General features: G+C 67.5%; 17 protein-coding genes and 1 pseudogene. 15 read left to right on the forward strand and 3 right to left on the reverse strand.

Going from position 1 to position 22,371, the window contains the following annotated elements; genetic code table 11:
- Positions 1-54: 54 nt before the first annotated feature.
- The 9 genes and pseudogenes from B4U45_RS17870 to B4U45_RS17910 all read left to right on the forward strand — a co-directional run bounded on the left by B4U45_RS17870 (position 55) and on the right by B4U45_RS17910 (position 9,901).
- Positions 55-498: an MmpS family transport accessory protein gene (locus B4U45_RS17870; RefSeq protein WP_241780244.1), complete on the forward strand. Its 444-nt coding sequence runs from the start codon at positions 55-57 to the stop codon at positions 496-498.
- Positions 495-3,536: an MMPL/RND family transporter gene (locus B4U45_RS17875; RefSeq protein WP_075546936.1), complete on the forward strand. Its 3,042-nt coding sequence runs from the start codon at positions 495-497 to the stop codon at positions 3,534-3,536. The genes B4U45_RS17870 and B4U45_RS17875 overlap by 4 nt, the downstream gene beginning before the upstream one ends.
- 93 nt (positions 3,537-3,629) lie before the next feature.
- Positions 3,630-3,967 (forward strand): annotated as a pseudogene (locus B4U45_RS17880) (glutaredoxin family protein).
- 50 nt (positions 3,968-4,017) lie between these two features.
- Positions 4,018-5,415, forward strand: coding sequence for a glutamyl-tRNA reductase (locus tag B4U45_RS17885; protein ID WP_075546934.1), 1,398 nt, complete (start codon positions 4,018-4,020; stop codon positions 5,413-5,415).
- Positions 5,416-5,428: 13 nt separating this feature from the next.
- The gene (gene hemC / locus B4U45_RS17890) at positions 5,429-6,382 is read left to right on the forward strand and encodes a hydroxymethylbilane synthase (RefSeq protein WP_075546933.1); all 954 of its coding nucleotides are present in this window, start codon (positions 5,429-5,431) and stop codon (positions 6,380-6,382) included.
- 16 nt (positions 6,383-6,398) lie between these two features.
- Positions 6,399-8,069, forward strand: coding sequence for a bifunctional uroporphyrinogen-III C-methyltransferase/uroporphyrinogen-III synthase (locus tag B4U45_RS17895; RefSeq protein WP_089025033.1), 1,671 nt, complete (start codon positions 6,399-6,401; stop codon positions 8,067-8,069).
- A gap of 19 nt (positions 8,070-8,088) precedes the next feature.
- Positions 8,089-9,069, forward strand: a complete 981-nt coding sequence (gene hemB / locus B4U45_RS17900) for a porphobilinogen synthase (protein ID WP_082275383.1) — start codon at positions 8,089-8,091, stop codon at positions 9,067-9,069.
- Positions 9,070-9,080: 11 nt separating this feature from the next.
- Positions 9,081-9,623 carry a DUF3093 domain-containing protein gene (locus B4U45_RS17905; protein ID WP_083153817.1) on the forward strand — a complete coding sequence of 181 codons (543 nt, stop codon included), beginning with the start codon at positions 9,081-9,083 and terminating at the stop codon, positions 9,621-9,623.
- Positions 9,620-9,901: a hypothetical protein gene (locus B4U45_RS17910; protein WP_075546929.1), complete on the forward strand. Its 282-nt coding sequence runs from the start codon at positions 9,620-9,622 to the stop codon at positions 9,899-9,901. The genes B4U45_RS17905 and B4U45_RS17910 overlap by 4 nt, the downstream gene beginning before the upstream one ends.
- Here B4U45_RS17910 and B4U45_RS17915 read toward each other — a convergent pair.
- Positions 9,885-10,334 (reverse strand): STAS domain-containing protein, encoded by a 450-nt coding sequence (locus B4U45_RS17915; protein ID WP_075546928.1) that lies wholly within the window; start codon positions 10,332-10,334, stop codon positions 9,885-9,887. The genes B4U45_RS17910 and B4U45_RS17915 overlap by 17 nt on opposite strands.
- Before the next feature lie 445 nt (positions 10,335-10,779).
- On the opposite strand from B4U45_RS17915, the gene B4U45_RS17920 reads away from it, so the two are divergent.
- Entirely contained in the window at positions 10,780-11,997 is a 1,218-nt protein-coding gene (locus B4U45_RS17920; RefSeq protein ID WP_371686801.1) for an acyltransferase family protein, read from the forward strand.
- A gap of 93 nt (positions 11,998-12,090) precedes the next feature.
- The gene (locus B4U45_RS17925; protein ID WP_371686803.1) at positions 12,091-12,750 is read left to right on the forward strand and encodes an Rv0518 family GDSL lipase; all 660 of its coding nucleotides are present in this window, start codon (positions 12,091-12,093) and stop codon (positions 12,748-12,750) included.
- 263 nt (positions 12,751-13,013) lie between these two features.
- Here B4U45_RS17925 and B4U45_RS17930 read toward each other — a convergent pair whose 3' ends face one another.
- Entirely contained in the window at positions 13,014-15,182 is a 2,169-nt protein-coding gene (locus B4U45_RS17930) for an acyltransferase family protein (RefSeq protein ID WP_075546927.1), read from the reverse strand.
- A gap of 10 nt (positions 15,183-15,192) precedes the next feature.
- Positions 15,193-16,104 carry an alpha/beta hydrolase gene (locus tag B4U45_RS17935; protein WP_075546959.1) on the reverse strand — a complete coding sequence of 304 codons (912 nt, stop codon included), beginning with the start codon at positions 16,102-16,104 and terminating at the stop codon, positions 15,193-15,195.
- A gap of 269 nt (positions 16,105-16,373) precedes the next feature.
- On the opposite strand from B4U45_RS17935, the gene B4U45_RS17940 reads away from it, so the two are divergent.
- The 4 genes from B4U45_RS17940 to B4U45_RS17955 all read left to right on the forward strand — a co-directional run bounded on the left by B4U45_RS17940 (position 16,374) and on the right by B4U45_RS17955 (position 22,318).
- Positions 16,374-17,516 (forward strand): LLM class flavin-dependent oxidoreductase, encoded by a 1,143-nt coding sequence (locus tag B4U45_RS17940; protein ID WP_083153819.1) that lies wholly within the window; start codon positions 16,374-16,376, stop codon positions 17,514-17,516.
- Positions 17,517-17,712: 196 nt separating this feature from the next.
- Complete coding sequence (locus B4U45_RS17945; protein ID WP_075546925.1) at positions 17,713-18,456, forward strand: class I SAM-dependent methyltransferase; 744 nt, start codon at positions 17,713-17,715, stop codon at positions 18,454-18,456.
- Between the two features lie 185 nt (positions 18,457-18,641).
- Positions 18,642-19,520 (forward strand): universal stress protein, encoded by an 879-nt coding sequence (locus B4U45_RS17950; protein WP_075546924.1) that lies wholly within the window; start codon positions 18,642-18,644, stop codon positions 19,518-19,520.
- 92 nt (positions 19,521-19,612) lie between these two features.
- Positions 19,613-22,318, forward strand: a complete 2,706-nt coding sequence (locus B4U45_RS17955) for a cation-transporting P-type ATPase (RefSeq protein WP_219859473.1) — start codon at positions 19,613-19,615, stop codon at positions 22,316-22,318.
- Positions 22,319-22,371 lie beyond the last annotated feature (53 nt).

Raw genomic sequence — 22,371 nt, forward strand, 5'->3', positions numbered from 1 at the left:
GCGACGCACCCGATGCCGCAGTCTATGGTGTGGGCCCGGTGGCGGAGCACGAAGGTGAGGATGAGTCCGGTTACCAGCGTTGTGAAACGAATGTGGCTGCTGCTGGCCGTCTCAGCCGTGGCGATTGTGGCAGCGCTGGGTATCTATCGTCTCCACCGCGTCTTCGGCGCTCACGAGCATCCCGCCGTGATGGCCAAGGCTGATATCGGTGTCCCGCTGTTCAACCCGAAGCAAGTGGTCTACGAAGTTTTCGGCCCCGCCTCGACCGCAAGGATCGCCTACCTGGACCCCGACGCCCGCGTGCTGCAGCTGCCGGACGTGCCGCTGCCGTGGTCGCAGACGGTCACCACGACGCTGCCCGCGGTCAGTGTGAACCTGATGGCGCAGAGCAACGCCGACACCATCGGCTGCCGGATCATCGTGAACGGCGCCGTCAAGGACGAAAGGTCGGTCACCAGACCCAAAGCCTTGACCTTTTGCCAGGTGACATCGGCATGAGCGAACGGGATGGCGCGGCGGCGCCAAAGCGCCCGCTTCTGCCGCGGCTGATCCGCCGTTTTGCGGTGCTGATCCTGTTGTTATGGCTGGGGTTCACCGCGATCGTCAATCTCGCCGTTCCGCAGCTGGAAGCGGTGGGAAAGGCCCACTCGGTATCGATGAGCCCCAGCGATGCGCCGTCGATCGAGGCGATAAGACGCGTCGGCCAGGTATTCAAGGAGTTCGACTCCGATAATGCCGTGACCATTGTGCTGGAAGGCGATAAGCCACTCGGCGACGCGGCGCACCAATTTTACGGCGAGCTGATGAAAAGGCTTTCAGCTGATACCAAGCACGTCGCACACATTCAGGACTTCTGGGGTGATCCGTTGACCGCCGGCGGATCACAGAGCGCGGACGACAAAGCCGCATATGTCGTGGTGTATCTCGTCGGTGACAACGAAACCGAAGCATACGCGTCGGTGCACGCCGTCCGGCATATCGTGGACACCACACGGCCGCCGCAGGGTGTCAAGGCCTACGTCACCGGTCCGTCGGCACTGAACGCTGACCAGGCCGAGGCCGGGGACAAAAGCATCGCCAAGGTCACCGCGATCACCAGCCTGGTGATCGCGGTGATGCTGCTTTTCATTTACCGCTCCGTGGTCACCGCGTTTCTGGTCTTGATCATGGTCGGGATTGACCTCGGGGCAATCCGGGGAACCATTGCCTTTCTCGCCGACCACAACGTGTTCAGTCTCTCCACTTTCGCGACAAATCTGCTGGTCCTGTTGGCCATTGCGGCCACCACGGACTACGCGATATTCATGCTCGGTCGTTACCACGAAGCGCGCAACGCCGGCGAGGATCGCGAGACTGCCTTCTACACGATGTTCCATGGGACCGCCCACGTGATCTTGGGCTCCGGATTGACCATTGCCGGCGCCATGTATTGCCTCAGCTTCGCCCGGCTTCCGTATTTCAATACGCTCGGCCCGCCCTGCGCGATAGGCATGCTCGTCGCGGTCTTCGCAGCCCTCACGTTGGGCCCCGCGGTGCTCGCCATCGGCAGCTTCTTCAAGCTTTTCGACCCCAAGCGGAGATTGAACACCCGCCGCTGGCGGCGCGTGGGGACGGCAATCGTCCGCTGGCCGGGGCCGGTGCTGGCCGCGACGTGCGTGATCGCCTTTATCGGCCTGCTGGCGCTGCCCAGTTACAAGACGACCTACGACCTGCGCAAGTTCATGCCGGCCAGCATGCCGTCCAACGTCGGGGATGCGGCGGCGGGCCGGCATTTTTCGCGGGCCCGGTTGAACCCCGAGGTGCTGATGGTCGAGACCGACCACGATATGCGTAATCCGGTGGACATGCTGGTGTTGGACAAGATCGCCAAAAACATTTACCACAGTCGCGGTATCGAACAAGTCAAGTCGATTACCCGGCCGTTGGGAACAACTATCAAGCACACGTCGATACCGTTCATCATCAGCATGCAGGGTGTCTCGAACACCGAAAACATGCAGTTCATGAAGGCGCGTATGGACGACATGCTGATACAGGTACAGGCGATGGATGTCTCCATCGCCACGATGCACACGATGTACGAACTCATGGGCGAAGTCATTGACAATACCGTCGACATGGACCACCTCACCCACGACCTGTCGAATATCACCAACACATTGCGGGATCACATCGCGGATTTCGAGGACTTCTTCCGGCCGATTCGCAGCTACTTTTACTGGGACAAACACTGCTACGACATCCCGGTCTGCTGGTCGATCAGATCAATATTCGACATGATCGACAACGTCGATCAAATGAGCGAGAAACTCGAATATCTGGTCACGGACATGGATATTCTGGTGAAACTCCTGCCGCAGATGCGCGCCCAGATTCCACCGATGATCAACACGATGACGATCATGCGGGACATGCTGGTTGTCTGGCACGGGACATTGCAGTCGTTCTATGACCAGTCCGATACGGGCAGCAAGGATCCCGGCGCGATGGGCCGGGTCTTCGACGCCGCGCAAATCGATGATTCCTTCTATCTGCCGCAGTCGGCGTTCAAGAATCCCGACTTCCAGCGCGGCCTGAAGATGTTCTTATCGCCGGACGGCAAAGCGGCCCGCTTCATCATTGCTCTGGAGGGCGATCCCGCGACATCGGCGGGTATCGCCCGGGTCGAGCAGATCAAGGATGAGGCGCGCGAGGCCATCAAAGGCACTCCGTTGCAGGGCGCCGCCATCTATCTGGGCGGTACCGCGGCGACGTTCCGCGACATTCAGGAGGCCGCCACCTTCGACCTGCTGATCGCCGGAGTGGCCGCGATCAGTTTGATCGTCATCATCATGATGCTCATCACCCGAAGTGTCGTCGCCGCGGCCGTCATCGTCGGGACGGTGTTGGTATCCATGGGGTCGTCGTTCGGCCTGTCGGTGCTGGTATGGGAGGACATCCTCGGCATCGAGTTGTACTGGCTGGTATTGGCGATGTCGGTGATCCTGCTGCTGGCCGTGGGATCGGATTACAACCTGTTGCTGATCTCGCGGCTCAAAGAAGAAATCGGGGCGGGGCTCAATACCGGGATCATCCGCGCGATGGCTGGCACCGGCGGAGTGGTGACGGCCGCAGGCATGGTGTTCGCCGTGACCATGTCGCTCTTCGTGTTCAGCGATCTGCGGATCATCGGTCAGATCGGCACCACCATCGGGTTGGGCCTGTTGTTCGACACGTTGATCGTCCGCTCGTTCATGACACCGTCCATTGCCGCGTTGTTGGGACGCTGGTTCTGGTGGCCGCAGCGGGTCCGCCCGCGCCCGGCGAGTCGGATGCTGCGGGCCTACGGGCCTCGCCGGCTGGTCCGCGCCCTACTGCTGCCGCCCAACGGCACCTCGGCAGCCGGGGACCGGCGCGCCGGTTTCGGTCCCGGCGGAGCCCGATCAGCGATGCCCCACGAGGCGGCGTCCCGGCCTCTCGACGACGCCGACGATTCGGGCGGCGCCGGCCAACACCACTGGCAAGCCCGGGACACCGACCCCGAACCCGCGCCCTAACGAACCCCGCGCCCGGTAAGGCGCGCTTCGCCGAGCACTCGAGAACCCGACGAGCCCGCGTCCCGCGGCACCGGGAATGCCACACTGGTGCCCATGACGCCGTCAGCACCGCGGTCCGGGCGCCGCCAGGTGGAGCTGCTGACCCGCGACGGCTGCGCGATCTGCCTGCGGGTACACGCGCAGCTGGCCGAGCTGTCCCGAGAGCTGGGGTTCGAGTTGGTCAGCACCGACGTCGACGCCGCTGCCGCGGCCGGGAAGACCGGCCTGCGGGCCGAGTTCGGCGACCGGCTGCCGGTGATCTTGCTGGATGGTCGCGAACATAGTTACTGGGAAGTCGACGAAGCCCGGCTCCGCGCTGACCTGGCCGGCTGAGAAGGCGCTGGCAGGTCGCTCAATTATTTGGTAGCCCACCTGACAACCGTCTACCGTAGAAAGCAGTTCACTTCTCAAGGCGCAAGGGAGCGGGCCAGGTGGTGCTGCCGTGAGCATCCTGCTCTTCGGGGTTTCGCACCGCAGCGCGCCGGTTTCCGTCTTGGAACAACTCAGCATCGACGAGTCCGAGCAAGTCAAGATCGTCGACAAGATTTTGCAATCAGCGCTGGTCACCGAGGCCATGGTGCTGTCGACGTGCAACCGCGTCGAGGTGTATGCGGTGGTGGAGGCGTTCCACGGCGGCCTGTCGGTGATCGGCCAGGTACTGTCCGAGCACTCCGGCATGTCGATGGGTGACCTGACCAAACACGCCTACGTCCGCTACAGCGAGGCCGCGGTCGAGCACCTGTTCGCGGTGGCCAGCGGCCTGGATTCGGCCGTGATCGGCGAGCAGCAGGTGTTGGGCCAGGTCCGCCGCTCGTATGCCGCCGCCGAGGCCAACCGCACTGTGGGCCGGGTGTTGCACGAACTGGCCCAGCGGGCGCTGTCGGTGGGCAAGCGGGTGCACTCCGAAACCGGAATCGATGCTGCCGGTGCTTCGGTGGTGTCGGTCGCCCTGGACATCGCCGAACGACACCTGGGCGGGCTGGAGGCCAAGACCGCAGTGGTGGTCGGCGCCGGGGCGATGGGTGCGCTGTCGGCCGCCCACCTGACTCGGGCCGGTATCGGGCGGATCCGGGTGCTCAACCGCTCGGTGCCGCGGGCGCAGCGGCTGGCGGGCAAGGTCCGCGGAGCGGGCGTACCGGCCGAGGTGATGAGACTCGATCGCCTGGCCGAGGCGCTGTCCGACGCCGACGTGGTGGTCTGCTGCACCGGAGCGGTGAGTCCGGTGGTTTCGCTGGCCGACGTGCACCATGCGCTGGCTCACGCCCGCCGAGACGAAGAGACCCAACCGTTGGTCATCTGCGATCTGGGGATGCCCCGCGACGTCGATCCGGCGGTGGCCGGCCTGCCGGGCGTCTGGGTCGTCGACGTGGACCGCGTCCAACACGAGCCGTCGGCCCACGCCACGGCGGCCGACGTCGACGCCGCCCGCCACATCGTCGCCGCCGAAGTTGCCGCCTACCTGGTGGGGCAGCGGATGGCGGAGGTAACGCCGACGGTCACGGCGTTGCGCCAGCGGGCCGCCGAGGTGGTGGAGGCGGAGTTGCTGCGCCTGGAGAACCGGCTACCCGACTTGGAGCGCGCCGAGCGTGACGAGGTGGCCCGCACCGTGCGGCGGGTGGTGGACAAATTGCTGCACGCGCCCACGGTGCGGATCAAGCAACTGGCCAGCGCTCCCGGCGGCGACAGCTACGCCGAGGCGCTGCGCGAGCTTTTCGAACTCGATCAGACGGCTGTCGATGCCGTCGCAACCGCAGCCGAATTGCCAGCGGTGTCCAGCGGATTCGACGCGGGCAGGCACCCCGGTGACCTGCCGCACGACCGGAACCCGTTTGGCGAGTAGCTGATTGTCACACGTGATCCGGATAGGTACCCGGGGCAGTCTGCTGGCCACCACCCAGGCCGCGACGGTCAGAGACGCGCTCATCGCCAACGGCCACCCGGCCGAGTTGGTGACCATCAGCACCGCCGGCGACCGGTCGTCAGCGCCGATCGAGACGCTCGGCGTGGGCGTCTTCACCACCGCGTTGCGTGAGGCCATCGAAGACGGTCGCGTCGACGCGGCCGTGCACTCGCACAAGGATTTGCCCACCGCCGAAGATCGGCGGTTCACAATCGCGGCGATACCGCGGCGCAACGATCCCCGCGATGCGGTGGTGGCCCGCGACGGGCTGGTGCTGGGGGAGTTGCCGGCCGGATCGCTGGTCGGCACCTCCTCCCCGCGGCGGGCCGCACAGCTTAGAGCATTGGGTCTCGGTTTGGAAATCCGCCCCCTAAGAGGCAACCTAGATACCAGGTTGAACAGGGTAAGCAGTGGTGATCTTGACGCCATCGTGGTGGCCCGGGCAGGTCTGGCCCGGCTGGGCCGCCTCGATGATGTCACCGAGACGTTGGAGCCCGTGCAGATGTTGCCAGCGCCGGCGCAAGGCGCGCTCGCCGTCGAATGCCGGGCAGCTGACCACCGGTTGGCGGCGGTGCTGGCGGAGCTGGACGATGCCGACACGCGAGCGGCGGTCACCGCGGAACGAGCCCTGCTGGCCGAACTGGAGGCCGGTTGCTCGGCACCGGTGGGCGCGATCGCCGAGGTGGTCGAGTCCATCGATGAGGAGGGGCGGGTCTTCGAAGAGCTGTCGCTGCGCGGCTGCGTGGCGGCGCTGGACGGATCCGACGTGATCCGCGCGTCCGGCGTCGGCACCTCCGGTCGGGCACGGGAGCTCGGCCTCTCGGTCGCCGCGGAGCTGTTCGAACTGGGTGCCCGAGAACTGATGTGGGGAGCGCGGCACGACCCGCGCCAGGAAAAATTTGAGTGACGTGGGAGCGACAATGATGACGCGAGGGCGTAAGCCGACTCCGGGCCGCATCACTTTCGTGGGTTCTGGTCCCGGCGACCCGGGTCTGCTGACCACACGGGCTGCCGCGGTGTTGGCCAACGCCGCCCTGGTGTTCACCGACCCCGATGTACCCGAACCGGTGCTGGCGCTGATCGGCAAGGACCTGCCACCGGTATCCGGGCCGGCGCCGGCGGCCGCCCATGCGGGGGAGAACGTCGGCGTGGCTGCGGGAGAGTCCGCTCCGAGCGCCCCGGCGGTGGTCTCGAGCGGCCCCGACATCCGCCCGGCGCTGGGCGAACCCGCCGATGTGGCCAAGATGCTGACCACCGAGGCCCGTTCGGGTGCCGACGTGGTGCGGCTGGTGGCCGGCGACCCTTTGTCGGTGGACGCGGTCATCACCGAGGTGAACGCCGTGGCGCGCACCCACCTGCACTTCGAGGTCGTGCCCGGGCTGGCCGCCACCAGCGCGGTCCCGACCTATGCCGGGCTGCCGCTGGGGTCGTCGCACACGGTGGCCGACGTGCGCGGCGAACTCGATGACACCGATTGGGATGCGCTGGCCGCTGCCCCGGGACCGCTGATCCTGCAGGCGACCGCGTCGCATCTGGCCGACGCCGCGCGCACCCTGCTCGACCACGAGCTGGCCGACACGACGCCATGCGTGGTCACCGCACATGGCACCACCTGCCAGCAGCGCTCCGTCGAAACCACGCTGCAGGGACTGACCGATCCGGCCATCCTGGGCGGCGCCGACCCCGCTGGCCCGTTCGCCGGCCCGCTGGTGGTGACCATCGGCAAGACCGTGAGCAACCGGGGCAGGCTGAACTGGTGGGAGAGCCGGGCGCTGTACGGCTGGACGGTGCTGGTGCCCCGCACCAAGGACCAGGCCGGCGAGATGAGCGAGCGGTTGACGTCCTACGGGGCGCTGCCGGTCGAGGTGCCGACCATTGCCGTCGAACCGCCGCGCAGCCCCGCGCAGATGGAACGCGCCGTCAAGGGCCTGGTCGACGGCCGGTTCCAATGGGTGGTGTTCACCTCGACCAACGCGGTGCGGGCCGTCTGGGAGAAATTCGGCGAATTCGGACTGGACGCGCGGGCGTTCTCCGGGGTCAAGATCGCTTGTGTCGGCGAATCGACCGCCGACCGGGTTCGGGCCTTCGGGATCAGCCCCGAGCTGGTGCCGTCCGGTGAGCAGTCGTCGATGGGTCTGCTCGACGAATTCCCGCCATATGACAGCATTTTCGACCCGGTCAACCGGGTCCTGCTGCCGCGCGCCGACATCGCCACCGAAACGCTGGCCGAGGGACTGCGCGAACGTGGCTGGGAAATCGAGGACGTCACCGCCTACCGGACCGTGCGGGCCGCGCCGCCGCCGGCGGCCACCCGCGAAATGATCAAGACGGGCGGTTTCGACGCGGTGTGCTTCACCTCGAGCTCAACCGTGCGCAACCTGGTCGGCATTGCCGGCAAGCCGCACGCACGCACCATCATCGCCTGCATCGGCCCCAAAACCGCCGAGACCGCCGCAGAATTCGGGCTTCGGGTGGATGTCCAGCCGGAGACCGCCGCGGTGGGTCCGCTGGTCGACGCCCTGGCCGAACATGCCGCCCGATTGCGCGCCGAGGGCGCGCTGCCGCCGCCGCGCAAGAAGAGCCGCAGGCGCTAGTGGCCGCGGGTCGCCGCGCATGAGCTCCCCGCGGCAGCGGCCACGCCGGCTCCGCTCAACCCCCGCGATGCGTCGTTTGGTGGCGCAAACCTCCTTGGAGCCAAGGCATTTGGTGCTACCGATGTTCGTCGCCGACGGTATATCGGAATCGCAGCCGATCCGTTCTATGCCGGGCGTGGTGCAGCACACCCGTGATTCGCTGCGCGGCGCCGCCGCCGACGCGGTCGCCGCCGGAGTGGGCGGGCTGATGCTGTTCGGTGTGCCCCGGGACGCGTCGAAAGACGCTATCGGTTCGGCCGGCACCGACCCGGACGGCATCCTCAACGTCGCGCTTCGGGACCTGGCCAAGGACCTGGGCGACGCGACGGTGTTGATGGCCGACACCTGCCTGGACGAGTTCACCGACCACGGGCATTGCGGTGTCCTCGACGAGCGCGGCCGGGTCGACAACGACGCCACCGTGGACCGCTACGTGGAACTGGCGGTGGCCCAAGCACGGGCAGGGGCCCACGTGGTCGGTCCGAGCGGGATGATGGACGGCCAGGTGGGCGCGATCCGCGACGGCCTGGACGCCGCCGGCTACACCGACGTGGTGATCCTGGCCTACGCCGCCAAGTTCGCCTCGGCCTTCTACGGACCCTTCCGGGAGGCGGTGAGCTGCAGCCTGTCCGGCGACCGGCGGACCTACCAGCAGGAACCGGGCAATGCACGCGAGGCGCTGCGGGAAATCCAGCTGGATCTGGACGAGGGTGCCGACATCGTGATGGTCAAACCGGCGATGGGATACCTGGACATCGTGTCCGCGGCGGCCGCCAATTCACCGGTGCCGGTGGCCGCCTACCAGGTCTCGGGGGAGTACGCGATGATTCGCGCGGCCGCGGCTCACAACTGGATCGACGAACGTGCCGCCGCGCTGGAATCGCTGACCAGCATCCGGCGCGCCGGGGCCGATATCGTGCTCAGCTACTGGGCCGCCGAAGCGGCGGGTTGGCTTTCGTGACGGAGGCTTCCATGACATCAGCGGGGGACACCAAATCCAAGCCGTTGTTCTACGAACCCGGCGCCAGCTGGTACTGGCTGTTGGCCGGTCCGATCGCGGCGGTGTCGATGATGTTGATCGAAATGTCCGGCGGCGGCGGGGTTGGGCTGGTGACGCCGGCGATTTTCCTGGTGATGGTGTCGGTGTTCGTGGCGGTGCAAGTGAAGGCGGCGCGCATCCACACCTCCGTGGAACTCACCGAAGACGCGTTGCGACAGGGCACCGAGACCATCCTGGTGTCCGAGATCGTGAAGGTGTTTCCCGAGCCGGAGAATTCGGAGGCATCGGGCAAGCCGTTGGCCACGTGGCAGTCGGCGCGGGCGCTCGGCGAACTGGTCGGGGTGCCGCGGGGCCGGGTGGGCATCGGTCTGAAGCTCACCGGGGGCCGCACCGCCCAAGCCTGGGCGCGACGACATCGTCACCTGCGGGCTGCGCTGACTCCACTGGTCACCGAGCGCGTCGAGCCCGTCCAGGTGGACGTCGACGATGACGACGACACGGGGTCGGCGCGGTGACGGCCCGTCACCGGGCGGTGGCCGAGCTGGCCGTGTCCGTGGTCGCGGCGGTGGCCACCGCGGCAAGCTGGCTGCATACCCGGTCGACAGTGGTGGTGGGGCCGGTTGCCGACGGGCAACCGGTCACCGTGTCCGTGGTCTATCACCCGCAGCTGCTGGTGCTGACGTTGTTGCTGGCGACGGTCGCCGGAATTTTCGCGGTGGTGGGGGCGGCCCGGTTGCGGCGAAGTGCCCGGCCATCGGCGGGCGCTGAGCGGACTGCTAAGCCGTCTTCCTGATCAGCGGCAGGACCAGCTGACGGCGGCTGACGATGGCGTCGGCCAAGTCGCGAAGCGCCTCGTGGACGGAGCCGGTGAGCGGAAACGGTGCGTCGTCGGGGTCGTCACCGAGCAGCTGGCGGACGGCCGGGCTCGCGACCAGTGACCACTGCACACCGGCGGCTTGGCAGTTCTCGTCAAGCGTCTGCAACAGTGAGAGGCCGGCCGCGGAGAAGTAACTGACGCCGCTCAGGTCGAGGACCACCGGGTGATCCTCGAGGATGAACCGCCCAAGGTACTTGCTGACCTCATCGATATTGACGGCGTCGATGTCTCCGCGGATGGTCAGCACCGTGGCCAGGTGACGACAATGCGCCCGAATCTGCGCGCCGGCGCAGTCGTAGGTCCAGTTTCCCCGTCGACCCGTCGGATCAGCGACGTCGGCGATAGTCATGAGCGGCCTCACTCCCCGTGGCAGTCTGGCCACCAACGCTAACCCGCAAACATAAGGAGACCGAAAGCCGCGTTTAACTCTTTGCTAAGAGCGATTTTCGCGGAAGTTGCCGAGCCTCCAGCAACGTCGGTCGCACCGGGGCGGCGGTTTTTTACGGCAATCTCCCAGGATGCGCCGGTGCCGTCGGGAGCGTCTCGCTGTTAGGCTGCGATGGCTGCCCATCGCCCAGTCGGCGGGCCAGAGAACAGGCGGGTCGCCCGCTCAGCCGAAGCAGCAGGCGCACGCCCGACGACAATGCGCGCCACGTAGCGAGGTGGGGCACCGGCACCACCGCCCGTCGGGGAGCTTGCGGGGCGGAGTCGGGCATTGGATGACGAAACAGCAGAGTCCAGACGGAAAGAGCGTCGTGCGCACCGGAGATATCACCGCAGACATCAGGGGTGAGATCCGCGGGGAGATCAAGTCGCTGACCGGACTTCGCATCATCGCCGCGGTATGGGTCGTGCTGTTTCACTTCCGGCCGATGCTGGGCGATGCATCGCCGGATTTCCGTGACGCGCTCGCGCCGGTGCTCAACTGCGGTGCCCAGGGCGTCGACCTGTTCTTCATTCTCAGTGGCTTTGTGCTGACCTGGAACTACCTCGACCGGATGGGCAGGTCCTGGTCGACCCGCGCCACCGTGCATTTCCTGTGGTTGCGGCTGGCCCGGGTGTGGCCGGTCTACCTGGTCACCTTGCACCTGGCCGCACTGCTGGTGATCTTGAGCCTGCACGTCGGGCATGTGCCGCTGCCGGAAGTGAGAGATCTCACCGCTATCAGCTACCTCCGGCAGATCCTGTTGGTGCAGTTGTGGTTTCAGCCGTTCTTCGACGGGTCCAGTTGGGACGGCCCGGCCTGGTCGATCAGCGCCGAATGGCTGGCCTACCTGCTGTTCGGTGTGCTCATCCTGGTGATCTTGCGAATGGAACGCGTTACCCGCGCCCGCAGCCTGATGCTGCTGGCTTTCGCCGCGTCGTTGCCGCCGGTGCTGCTGCTGCTGGCCAGCGGCCAGTTCTACACGCCGTGGAGTTGGCTGCCGCGCATCGTCACACAGTTCATCGCGGGGGCGCTGGCCTGTGCCGCGGTGCGCCGGTTGCGGCTGTCCGATCGTGCCCGCCGGGTGGCCGGATACCTTTCCCTGCTGCTGATCGCGGTCATGGTGGCCGTCATGTACTGGTTGGACGCGCATCCCATCACCGGAGTCGTAGACAGCGGCGGCGTGGTCGACGTGCTGTTCGTTCCGCTGGTGATCACGCTGGCGGTCGGCCTGGGCAGCCTACCGGGACTGCTGTCGACGCGGCTGATGGTTTACGGCGGGCAAATCTCATTTTGCCTGTACATGGTGCATGAGCTGGTGCACACCGGGTGGGGCTGGGCCGTTCTCCAATTCGATCTGACGCCGCAGGACAACCCGTGGAAATGGAACATCATCGGCCTGCTGGCGATCGCCGTGGGCGCCTCGATCCTGCTGTATCACTTCGTCGAGGAGCCCGCGCGCCGCTGGATGCGCAAGATGGTAGATGTAAGAGCAGTGCACCGGAAAAGCGAATCCGCTGAGTCGACGAGCGCCACGCTTCATCCGATCGACGGTGCGCGGGAAGCGGTTTCGGCCCGCGCGGGGTGACGGTTGCAGCGCGTCGACGGCAAGTTCGCCGAGATTCCTCGTACGATGACGGCGCCGTATCCCAGCGGAGGTTTGGTAGTGAGTCGGGTGGCCATGTTCATCATTGGTCTGACTCTGGTGGCCGCCGCGACCCCGGCAGCCCCCGGCTACCGCCCGTTGACCATGGATTTCCGGCTCACCCACCTCGCGGTGATCGGCGACTCCTATACCGCCGGCACCGACGAGGGAGGCTTGGGCGCCACGTCGTGGACGGCGCGCGCCTGGCAGGCGCTGGCTCGTGCCGGAGAGCGGATTGCCCCCGATGTGGCGGCCGAGGGCCGAGCCGGTTACGGGGTGCCCGGTGACCATGGCAGCGTCTTCGAGGATCTGACCGCTAGGGCGGTCAAGCCCGACGATGTGCTGGTGGTGTTCTTCGGGTCCCGCAACGACGCGGGTGTCGAGCCGCAATTGCTGGCCGAAAAGGCCGGCGCGACTTTCGATCTGGCCCGCCGCTTGGCGCCGTCGGCGAGGTTGCTGGTGATCGGGCCGCCGTGGCCCGCCGCCGAGGTCCCCGACTCGGTGCTGCAGATTCGCGACGTGCTCAACGCTGCGGCGCACGCCGCGGGAGCAGCATTCGTCGATCCAATCGGCGACGGCTGGTTCGTGGACAGGCCCGAGTTGATCGGCGCGGACGGCGTGCACCCCACCGACGCCGGGCATCAATATCTGGCGGACAAGATCGCACCGCTCATTCGCGCGCAGTTACCGCGATGAGCGGGCTGATTTTCGTCCAAATCTTCAGCCGCACAAGGTGGTAGGGGTCGCCACTCAGTCTTCCGCGTGCCTTTCGTAGTCCCAACGCTCAAGGCGCGCTTGCAATTGCACGAGACCGAGTCCGGCGACTGGCGTAAGCGCCGTCACAAATATCACCATCAACGGACTCATCTCGAAACCTCCAAGACTCCTTCAGTGATAACACGTTCTGCGTGGTTATGTGGTTCATTCGCAAAGAAATTCATCCGTGTCGTAATCCAACGTCACCCTTCGGCCAGGGCGCGATCGGCCAGCGCCCCGATAACCGGTGTCAGCAGCTGCGAGTACTCGGTTGTCACGTGGTTGTCGTCGCGGAACACCAGGGTGTTGCCCACGATCACCGGGCATCGCTCGGTGCTGCAAAATAGATCGGTCAGATCCGCATAGTGGCCGCCGGCGGCTGCGGTGGCCGCCTGCTCGGCGGCGATACCGTCGCCATTGGCGGCCACCGACCGAAGGGGCGCGCAGCCGCGTGCGTCGTCCAAGTGGGCGGAAAGGCACGTCGGCACCGAAGAATGCGGATCGGCGACCGGGCCCAGCACCAGCACCGCCGAACCGTTGCTGCGCAGCTGGGCCACCGTCCGGAACAGCGCATCGATCCACGCCGGGTCGTAGGACGCGAAGCTGAAGTCCGCGTGGTAGCGGCGGCTCATGCCCAGCACCACCAGGCGCGGCCGCTCGGCCCGCAGCCGGTCGAGTATCTCGGCGCGCCACTGTTCGCACTCGGTGTACCTGCGGCCCAGGTACGGGCTGACGATCGGCAGGTCCAGCAGCGGGCAGGTCACTTTGCCCAACGTCTCCAGCCGCCAGTGCCGCTGCGTGGCGGCCTGTTGCAGAGCCGGGTCCCACATGGCGGCATGCGAGTCGCCGACCAGCGCGATGGTCGTCGCCGACGCGGTGTCGGCCGAAGCGCACTCGCGCTGGCCGACGTCACGCCAGGACCGCAGGCAGCCGTTGACGAAGACGGGGGCCTTGTCGCCTGGCGCCGCAGCCAGCGGCGGGTTCAGATTCGTCGGCACCGCCCGCAGGTCCGCGGCGGCAGCGACGGCGTCGCGCACCTGGGCGAAGAGACTCCGGATCGCCGCCTCCCGCGGGCTCGGGGCGTTGGCGCTCGCGGCCGCCGAGGGTAACGCGGCGATCTTGGCCTCGGGGGCGGCGGCTCCGTGGCCGGCCGGTGCCGGTATCGCGGTCAGCAATACCGCGGACGCGCACGCCGCGACGGCGCTGGTCGCACCGGCCAGTGCCAGGCTCGCCCTGGCGGATCGGCGGAACGCCGCGGCGAACCGGCCGGGATTTTCGACCAGATGCAGCGTGATCACCGCAAGCCCGGCCGAGACGATGGTGGCCGCCAGCCTGGCCGGCAGTCCGGCGGAATCGCCGAGCAGCGGCGGCATCAGGAGCAGCACCGGCCAATGCCAGAGGTACCACGAGTACGACACCCGCCCGATCGCGCGCATGGCCGGACGGCACAGCACGCGACCGACTCCCATCGCGCCGGTGACGCAACCGCTGCCGATCACCAGCGCGGTGCCCAGCACCGGCAGCAGCGCCGCGGTGCCGGGGTAGGGAGTACCCGGGCCCAGCTGGGTGCAGGTCAGCAGGATCAGCGCCAGACCGCCCCAGCCGACGACTGCCGCGGGCGCCAGCGGCAGCCGTCGCCAATGACCGATCGAGAGGGCCACCAACCCGCCGGCGGCTAGTTCCCAGGCGCGGGTGGGCAGCGAGAAGAACGCCCACGACGGCGACGTGCGGGTCCAGACCGCCGCCGCCGCCAGCGACGCCGCCGCCACCAAACCCAGGGCGACGGCATACGGCATGGCCCGCGACCCGGTGCCGCGACCGACTCGTCGGACCAGCCATCCGGTGCCGATGATCAGCGCCGGCCACACCAGGTAGAACTGTTCCTCGACGCCCAGTGACCAGTAATGCTGGAAGGGCGACGGGGGCTGGTCGGCGGACAGGTAATCGGTGCCTTGCCCGGCGAACCGGTAGTTGCCGACATACAACGCGCTGGCAATGCCGTCGACGAAGACCCGCCGCGCTTGCAGGGGCGGCAGCAGTGCGGCGGCGCCGATCGCGGTGGCCACGCCGACGGTAGCCGCGGCGGGCAGCAGCCGGCGCGCCCGCGCACCGTAGAAGCGGCCCAGCCGGACGGTACCGGTGGTGGTCACCTCGCGCCACAGCAAGCCGGTGATGAGGAAGCCGGAGATGACGAAGAAGACGTCCACGCCGATGTAGCCGCCGACGATGCCCGGTATGCCGGCGTGATAGAGCACGACGGCGACCACCGCGACCGCCCGCAAGCCCTCGATGTCCGGGCGGAAAGCGATCCCTCGATTGGGCCGCCCAGCTGAACGGAGCGGGCCGGCGGGGTCTTTCGGGGGAGCTGTCATCTGGCCGGCTTCAGGACGCCATCCAGGCCAGCTCGGCGGGCAGTTGTCCGCGCCAATAGTCCGTGTCATGCCCGCCGGCGGAGAAGCTGCCCGCCGGGGCCGTCTTCAATTGGCTGACGAACTGCCGCGTGGCGAAGTAGAACCGATCGCCGATGCCGCAGTCCACCCGCAGCGGAATCTGGTTCAGCGCCGGGAGGCCTAGGACACTGTGGGCCACCCAGTCGTCGTAGCTGTCGAACGCGCCGGGTGCGCTGCCGGTGAACGAGGTGTACAAGGCCGGGCTGATCGCGCAGATTCCAGCCGTCCGGGCCGGGCCCAGCCGAGCACCCAGCAGCAGCGCGCCGTATCCACCCATGGACCATCCCAGGAATCCCACCCGGGTGGTGTCCATCCCCATCGAGGCCAGCAGCGGCAGCAGCTCGTCGAGCACCATCGCGCCGGAGTCGGTGCCGGATGCCCTGCGGTGCCAGTAGGTGTTGCCGCCGTCGACACCGACCACCGCGAACGGCGGCTTACCCGCCTTGACCAGCTGGGCCAACCCCTCCTCGACGCCGAGCTCGAGCATCATGCCGGCGTTGCCGTCCTTTCCGTGCAGGGCGATGACCGGCCGCAACAACCTGGTCTGGCCCGGCGGCAGGGCGATCACCCAGTTCGTCTGGATACCGCCGCGGGCAGCCGAGATGAATGAGCCGGACAGCTTGGTCGGCAAGCTGCTGCCGGCCGCCGGGGGCTCGAACGGGGCCGGCGCCTGCGGTGGCGCCGCCTGGGGTTTGAGCGGATCCAGCAAGGCGCTCAGAGCCCACACACCAGCGGCTCCCGCGCTGGCTCCGGCGCCCATCCGCAGCACCGCGCGACGGGTCAGGTCAGCCACGGGGCCATAATGCCGCCCCGACAGGGTTTTTCCCGGCGAGCCACGCCGCATCGGTAGCCCAATCGTGACGCCGGGCCGCGGCCGCGTGGATTCCAGGGCTCCGCACGCGGCAAATGCACACTCTTGCACCACCGGTCGCTCGGATTGGGGAGGTTTTCGCCCTTGGCCGGCGGTCGTGTGGCCTCAATCATGGACAGCACGCGGTAGGGCATCGGAGCTGACCAGGGCAGCTCACGGCCGGCTCAACGTCAGCGACCCGCGCGCGGCCATCGTCGTTGGCGAGCTCGGCCGTTGGCCTTGGTATTAGAAAGAGGACCCGGATGAGCCTGGCTTTTCATTGGTTTCTGCCGACGTACGGCGATTCACGCAATCTGGTTGCGGGTGGGCACGGTACCGCGATGCGTGGCGACCGGCCCGCGACGCTGAAGTATCTGCACCAGATCTGCGCGGCCGCCGAAACCAACGGTTTCGAGGCGGTGCTCACCCCCACCGGGTTGTGGTGCGAGGACGCCTGGCTGACGACGGCGATGCTGGTCGAGCGCACCGAGACGCTGAAGTTTCTGGTCGCCTTGCGTCCCGGCCTGACCAGTCCCACCCTGGCCGCCCAGATGGCTGGCACCTTCCAACGCCAGTCCGGCGGCCGGCTGCTGCTCAACGTCGTCACCGGCGGCGAACCGCACGAGCAGCGCGCCTACGGGGACTTCTTGGACAAACAGTCGCGGTATGCCCGCACCGCCGAGTTCCTGCACGTGGTGCGACAACTGTGGAGTTCGAGTGAGCCGGTGACCTTCACCGGCGACCACATCGGTGTCGAAGGAGCGGCGCTGAACAACCGGCCCGACCCGGTTCCCGCGGTGTTCTTCGGCGGATCATCGGGCCCCGCCGGGCCGGTAGCGGCGAAGTATTCCGATGTGTACCTCACCTGGGGCGAGCCGGTGGCGGCGGTCGGGCAGAAGCTGGACTGGGTCGGCGGGCTGGCGGCCGAGCACGGCCGAACTCTGCGGTACGGCTTACGGATTCACGTGATCAGCCGGGACACCTCCGCGCAGGCCTGGGCCGAGGCCGATCGGCTGCTCGAAGGTATCGACCCGGCGGATGTCGCCAGGATGCAGGCCAACCTGGCGCGCAGCGAGTCGGAGGGACAGCGCCGCATGGTCGAGCTGCGCGGCGGCAGCAACGACCGACTGGTGATCGCGCCCAACCTGTGGGCCGGGGTCGGCCTGGTGCGCGGTGGGGCGGGCACCGCGCTGGTCGGATCCCACGACGAGGTCGCCGACCGGCTGGCCGAGTATGCGCAGTTGGGCATCACCCACTTCGTCCTGTCGGGATATCCGCACCTGGAAGAGGCCTACTGGTTCGGTGACGGCGTGCTGCCGCTGCTCGAGCGCAGGGGTCTGTGGGCGCGGCCCAACGGTCAGTCGCCACCGGCCCCGGTGCCGTTGGCGGTTGTCTCGGCGCATTAGCCCGTCACCGATTACCTTGCCCGCCAGGATATTTAGCGGGCCAGCCGGCACGCGGGCAGCGCGCTGACCCGCGACCGCGCCACCTTGTTGTAGACGATTGCGTTCCTTACGCAGCTCGGCTATGGTGGGAACTTAGTGAACGCAATCGTATACAACGTGGAGTGCGTTCCCCCATCGACAAGGAAGCGAGAATCCCATGACAACCGAGGTGAACGTTGCCGGTTTCGAGCCGTTGTACGGCGATCCGGAACTGACCGACGGCTTGATCCCGTGGGACATCGGCGGCCCGCCGCCGGTCATCGAGCAGCTGGTCGCCTTTGGCGGCATCCGCGGCGAGGTCCTCGACCCGGGCACGGGTCCCGGCTACCATGCGATTCACTATGCGTCCCAAGGGTTTTCGGTGACCGGGATTGACGGGTCAGCTTCGGCCATCGAGCGGGCCAGGCGCAACGCGGAACACGCGGGCGTCACAGTCGACTTCCGGGTGGCCGATGCCACCCGCCTGGACGGTTTCGAGCGCCGGTTCGACACCGTGGTGGACAGCGCCTTCTATCACGTCTTCTTAGGCGACGAAGCCACCCAGACGCGCTACGCGCAGGCGCTGCACCGGGCCACCAAACCCGGAGCACGGCTCTACATGTTCGAGTTCAGCCCGCACAACGTCAACGGCATCCAGTGGGCCGGCATACCGGCGGACAACTTCGACCGGGTGCTCGGCGCAGGCGGATGGCGGGTGGATTACCTGGGCGCCACCAGCTACCAGGCGCGCTTCCTGCCGCAGACCTTCGACGCGATGACCAAAGTGGTCTCGGAGAGTCAGGACGAGATGCTCGCGCGCATGCGACCGCTCATGCGGCAGCTGAACGTGCTGCAGCCGCTGCTGCAGGACCACCGGGTACACCTTCCGGTGTGGGCCGTGGTGGCCACCCGCCTGGACTGAGGCGGCCACGTTGGTCGCCAAACCCTCATGAGCCCAACGGCTTTCGTGTCGCCGCCGGCCACGACAAGATGCGCCGACGGCCGCTGCGCGACCGGCGTGTGACCGGCGACCACACGATTAGGGACCAACGCCTCCTGACACCGGCGCCGACGTTTGCCTAACGTCCATGGTGAGGAGGTGCACCGGTGCCGGTGGATGCAATTGTGGGATACGACGGTTCGCCGGGGGCGAGTGCCGCGATAGCTGCCGGTGCGTTGTTGTTTCCCGGGGCGCACGGGTGGATTACCTATCTGTGGGTTCCGCCGTTCGCGAGTGACAAGGTGCGCCGGCGGCTGCGCCCCATGGCTCGTGACGCGAACGAGCTGGCCGAAATGGTCGAGCGCGAGGGTGAGTGCGAGGCCCAGCGAATCGTCGGGATGGGGGTGACGCTGGCGCGCGCCGCCGGGTGGCATGCCGAGCCGCTGCTGAAGCGGACCTGGGGTCCGGAGGGGCTGCGAATAGCGCAAGCGGTCGACGATGTGCAGGCGGACCTGGTGGTTGTCGGGGCCCGCGGGCTCGGAGGGACCCAAGCGGTGCTGGGCAGCGTGTCCGACATGGTGCTGCATTACTGCCCCAAGCCGGTGGTCGTGGTGCCGCATCCGATGCTGTCAGCCGAGTACGAAGCGCTGGCCAACGGGCCGATCCTCGTCGGCTGGGACGGGTCGAGCGGCGCCGCTACGGCGTTGGCGACGGCCCAGCGGCTGTGCCCGCAGCGAGATGTGTTGCTGATATCAGTCGGCGATGGCCCAGCGCCCGCACCGCCGGTCGATTCCTCGGGAGCGGCAGCCGCAGACGTTCTCCGGTTGACCGTCAACCGAGGTCACGGTCTCCGCGCTCGTGCCGTCTCGGAAGCACTGGTGGCGGCCGCCGACGACCACGATGCGGCTCTGGTGGTGGTCGGCTCCCGGGGACGTTCCGGCGCGCGAGACGTGGTGCTGGGCAGCGTAGCCGTGGGAACCGTGCACCACTCCCATCGACCGGTGATGGTCGTCCCGGGCGGGTGGGAGGTCGTCGCCGGATCATGATCGGCCGGCCCGGGCCGCGCGGTTCGCCGGCCCCCGTCGGCAATGTGAAAAGGGTCGCAAGGGGTCGCAAGGGGTCGCAAGGGGTGAAGTGAGTGCCGGAATCCACGGCTCATCACGGTCTGGCAGCGCACGAAGTGGTGCTGCTATTGGAGACCGATCCGCACCGCGGGCTGTCCGGCGGCGAAGCGGCGGAGCGACTAGAACGCTTTGGACCCAACACTTTGCCGGTGGCTGCGCGGGGCGGCTTGTTGGTGCGCATTCTGCGGCAGTTTCACCATCCGCTCATCTACGTCCTGCTCGCAGCCGGGCTGATTACCGCGGGACTGAGGGAATACGTCGATTCCGCGGTGATCTTCGGCGTGGTTGTCGTCAACGCCATCGTGGGTTTCATCCAAGAATCCAAGGCCGAGGCCGCGCTGGAGGGGTTGCGGTCGATGGTGCGCACCCACGCCAAGGTGGTTCGGGGCGGCCATGAGCACACCGTGGCGTCGGAGGACCTGGTTCCCGGGGACCTGGTGCTGTTGGAAAGCGGCGACAAAGTGCCGGCCGACCTGCGGCTGGTAAGGGTAACCGAACTGCACGTCAACGAGTCAGCGCTCACCGGAGAGTCGGTGCCGGTCCATAAGGACGCGGTCGCGCTGCCGGAGGCCACTCCGGTCGCGGATCGCCGCAATATGGTCTACTCCGGCACCCTGGTGACCGCCGGCCACGGCGCCGGCATCGCCGTCGCGACCGGCGCCGAAACGGAACTGGGTGAAATTCATCGGCTGGTCGGTGCCGCGGAAACCCTGATGACGCCGCTGACCGCGAAGCTCGCTTGGTTCAGCAAGGTCCTGACCATCGCCATCCTCGCACGGGCGGCGGCCCCCTTCGCCACAGGATTGCTGCGCCGCCAGGATGCCGTTGAAACCTTCACCGCCGCGATCGCCCTCGCGGTCGGGGCCATCCCCGAAGGCCTGCCGGCCGCCGTCACCATCACCCTGGCTATCGGTGTGGCCCGAATGGCCAAGCGCCGCGCGGTGATTCGTCGGCTGCCGGCGGTGGAGACGCTGGGCAGCACCACCGTCATCTGCAGCGACAAGACCGGAACGCTGACCGAGAACCAGATGACCGTCCAGATGATCTGGACCCCCGACGGCATGGTCGAGGTGACCGGAACGGGCTATGCGCCCGACGGTGTCCTGCAGGATCGCGAAGGCGCCCTTGTGTCGATGGATGAACATGCGGCACTGCGCTGGTCACTGATCGCCGGTGCGCGCTGCAACGACGCGGCACTCAGCCACGACGATGGGCACTGGAGTGTTATCGGTGACCCGACCGAGGGCGCGATGCTGGTTGTTGCGGCCAAGGCTGGTCTCAATGTGGAGCGCGTCGGCGCCGGCATGCCGCGGGTGGCGGCCATCCCGTTCAGCTCCGAGCGCCAATACATGGCCACCCTGCATCGTCACGGCGCTGATCACGTGGTGCTGGCCAAGGGCGCCGTGGAGCGGATGCTCGAGTTGTGCGGCACGCAGCTGGGTGCCGACGGGGCGTTGCGTCCGCTGGACCGCGCGAGGGCGTTGCGGGCCGCTGACCTACTCAGCGCCCGGGGTCTACGGGTACTGGCCACCGCCGTCCGCGCCGGAGGCGACCCCGGCGAGTTCGACGACGATGCGCTGCCGGGCACGCTGGCGTTCACCGGACTGCAGGCAATGCTTGACCCGCCGCGGGCCGCCGCCTCCTCCGCCGTGGCGGCCTGTCACACCGCCGGTATCGCGGTCAAGATGATCACCGGCGACCATGCCGGTACGGCCACCGCGATCGCGGCCAAGGTCGGATTGCTCGACGACGAGAAACCGACGGCAGGCGCGGTGCTCACCGGTGCCGAGTTGGCTGCGCTGAGTAGCGACGAGTATCCCGACGCCGTGGACCGGGCCGCGCTGTTCGCCAGGGTCTCGCCGGAGCAGAAGCTGCGGCTGGTGCAGGCGTTGCAGGCTCGGGGTCACGTGGTCGCCATGACCGGCGACGGCGTCAACGACGCACCGGCCTTGCGGCAGGCCAATATCGGCGTCGCGATGGGCCTCGGCGGCACCGAGGTCGCCAAGGACGCCGCCGACATGGTGTTGACCGACGACGATTTCGCCACCATCGAGGCCGCGGTAGAAGAGGGCCGCGGGGTCTTCGACAACCTGACGAAGTTCATCACCTGGACGCTGCCCACCAACATCGGGGAGGGACTGGTGATCCTGGTGGCGATCGCAGCCGGGGCCGCGCTGCCGATACTGCCGACCCAGATTCTGTGGATCAACATGACCACCGCCGTCGCGCTCGGCCTGATGCTCGCCTTCGAGCCCAAGGAAGCCGGCATCATGACTCGTCCGCCGCGCGATCCTGACCAGCCGCTGCTGACCCGCGAGCTGGTGGCGCGGATTCTGCTGGTCGCCACCATGCTGGTCGCCACTGCCTGGTGGCTTTTCGAATGGGAAATCGGCAAAGGCGCCAGCGTCGAAGTAGCCCGGACCGCGGCGCTGAACCTCTTTGTGGTGGTTGAGGCCTTTTACCTGTTCAGCTGTCGGTCGTTGACCCACTCGGCCTTCCGGATCGGCATTTTCTCCAACCGCTGGATCATCGTGGGCGTGACCGTGCAGGCCGTTGCCCAACTTGCGATCACCTATCTACCCGCGATGAACACGGTGTTCGGTACGGCACCGATCGGGGCGCCCGCCTGGATGCGGATCTTCGGGGTCGCCACGGTTGTCACCCTCGTCGTGGCCGTCGACAAGCTGTTGCGCAGGCGCCGCGGCGCGAACCGTTCATGAGAACACGATCGCTCCCGGGGTGCCGTGCCAACTGGCGGTGGTCGCTGGCAACT

The organism is Mycobacterium persicum (assembly GCF_002086915.1).
Lineage (GTDB): Bacteria > Actinomycetota > Actinomycetes > Mycobacteriales > Mycobacteriaceae > Mycobacterium > Mycobacterium persicum.

Coding starts and splice junctions, on each gene's coding strand:
- B4U45_RS17905 (WP_083153817.1), top strand. CDS start 9,081: ATGACATCAGCGGGGGACACCAAATCCAAGCCGTTGTTCTACGAACCC.
- B4U45_RS17945 (WP_075546925.1), top strand. CDS start 17,713: ATGACAACCGAGGTGAACGTTGCCGGTTTCGAGCCGTTGTACGGCGAT.
- hemB (WP_082275383.1), top strand. CDS start 8,089: ATGAGCTCCCCGCGGCAGCGGCCACGCCGGCTCCGCTCAACCCCCGCG.
- B4U45_RS17925 (WP_371686803.1), top strand. CDS start 12,091: ATGTTCATCATTGGTCTGACTCTGGTGGCCGCCGCGACCCCGGCAGCC.
- B4U45_RS17895 (WP_089025033.1), top strand. CDS start 6,399: ATGACGCGAGGGCGTAAGCCGACTCCGGGCCGCATCACTTTCGTGGGT.
- B4U45_RS17940 (WP_083153819.1), top strand. CDS start 16,374: ATGAGCCTGGCTTTTCATTGGTTTCTGCCGACGTACGGCGATTCACGC.
- B4U45_RS17930 (WP_075546927.1), bottom strand. CDS start 15,182: ATGACAGCTCCCCCGAAAGACCCCGCCGGCCCGCTCCGTTCAGCTGGG.
- B4U45_RS17915 (WP_075546928.1), bottom strand. CDS start 10,334: ATGACTATCGCCGACGTCGCTGATCCGACGGGTCGACGGGGAAACTGG.
- B4U45_RS17875 (WP_075546936.1), top strand. CDS start 495: ATGAGCGAACGGGATGGCGCGGCGGCGCCAAAGCGCCCGCTTCTGCCG.
- B4U45_RS17935 (WP_075546959.1), bottom strand. CDS start 16,104: ATGCGGCGTGGCTCGCCGGGAAAAACCCTGTCGGGGCGGCATTATGGC.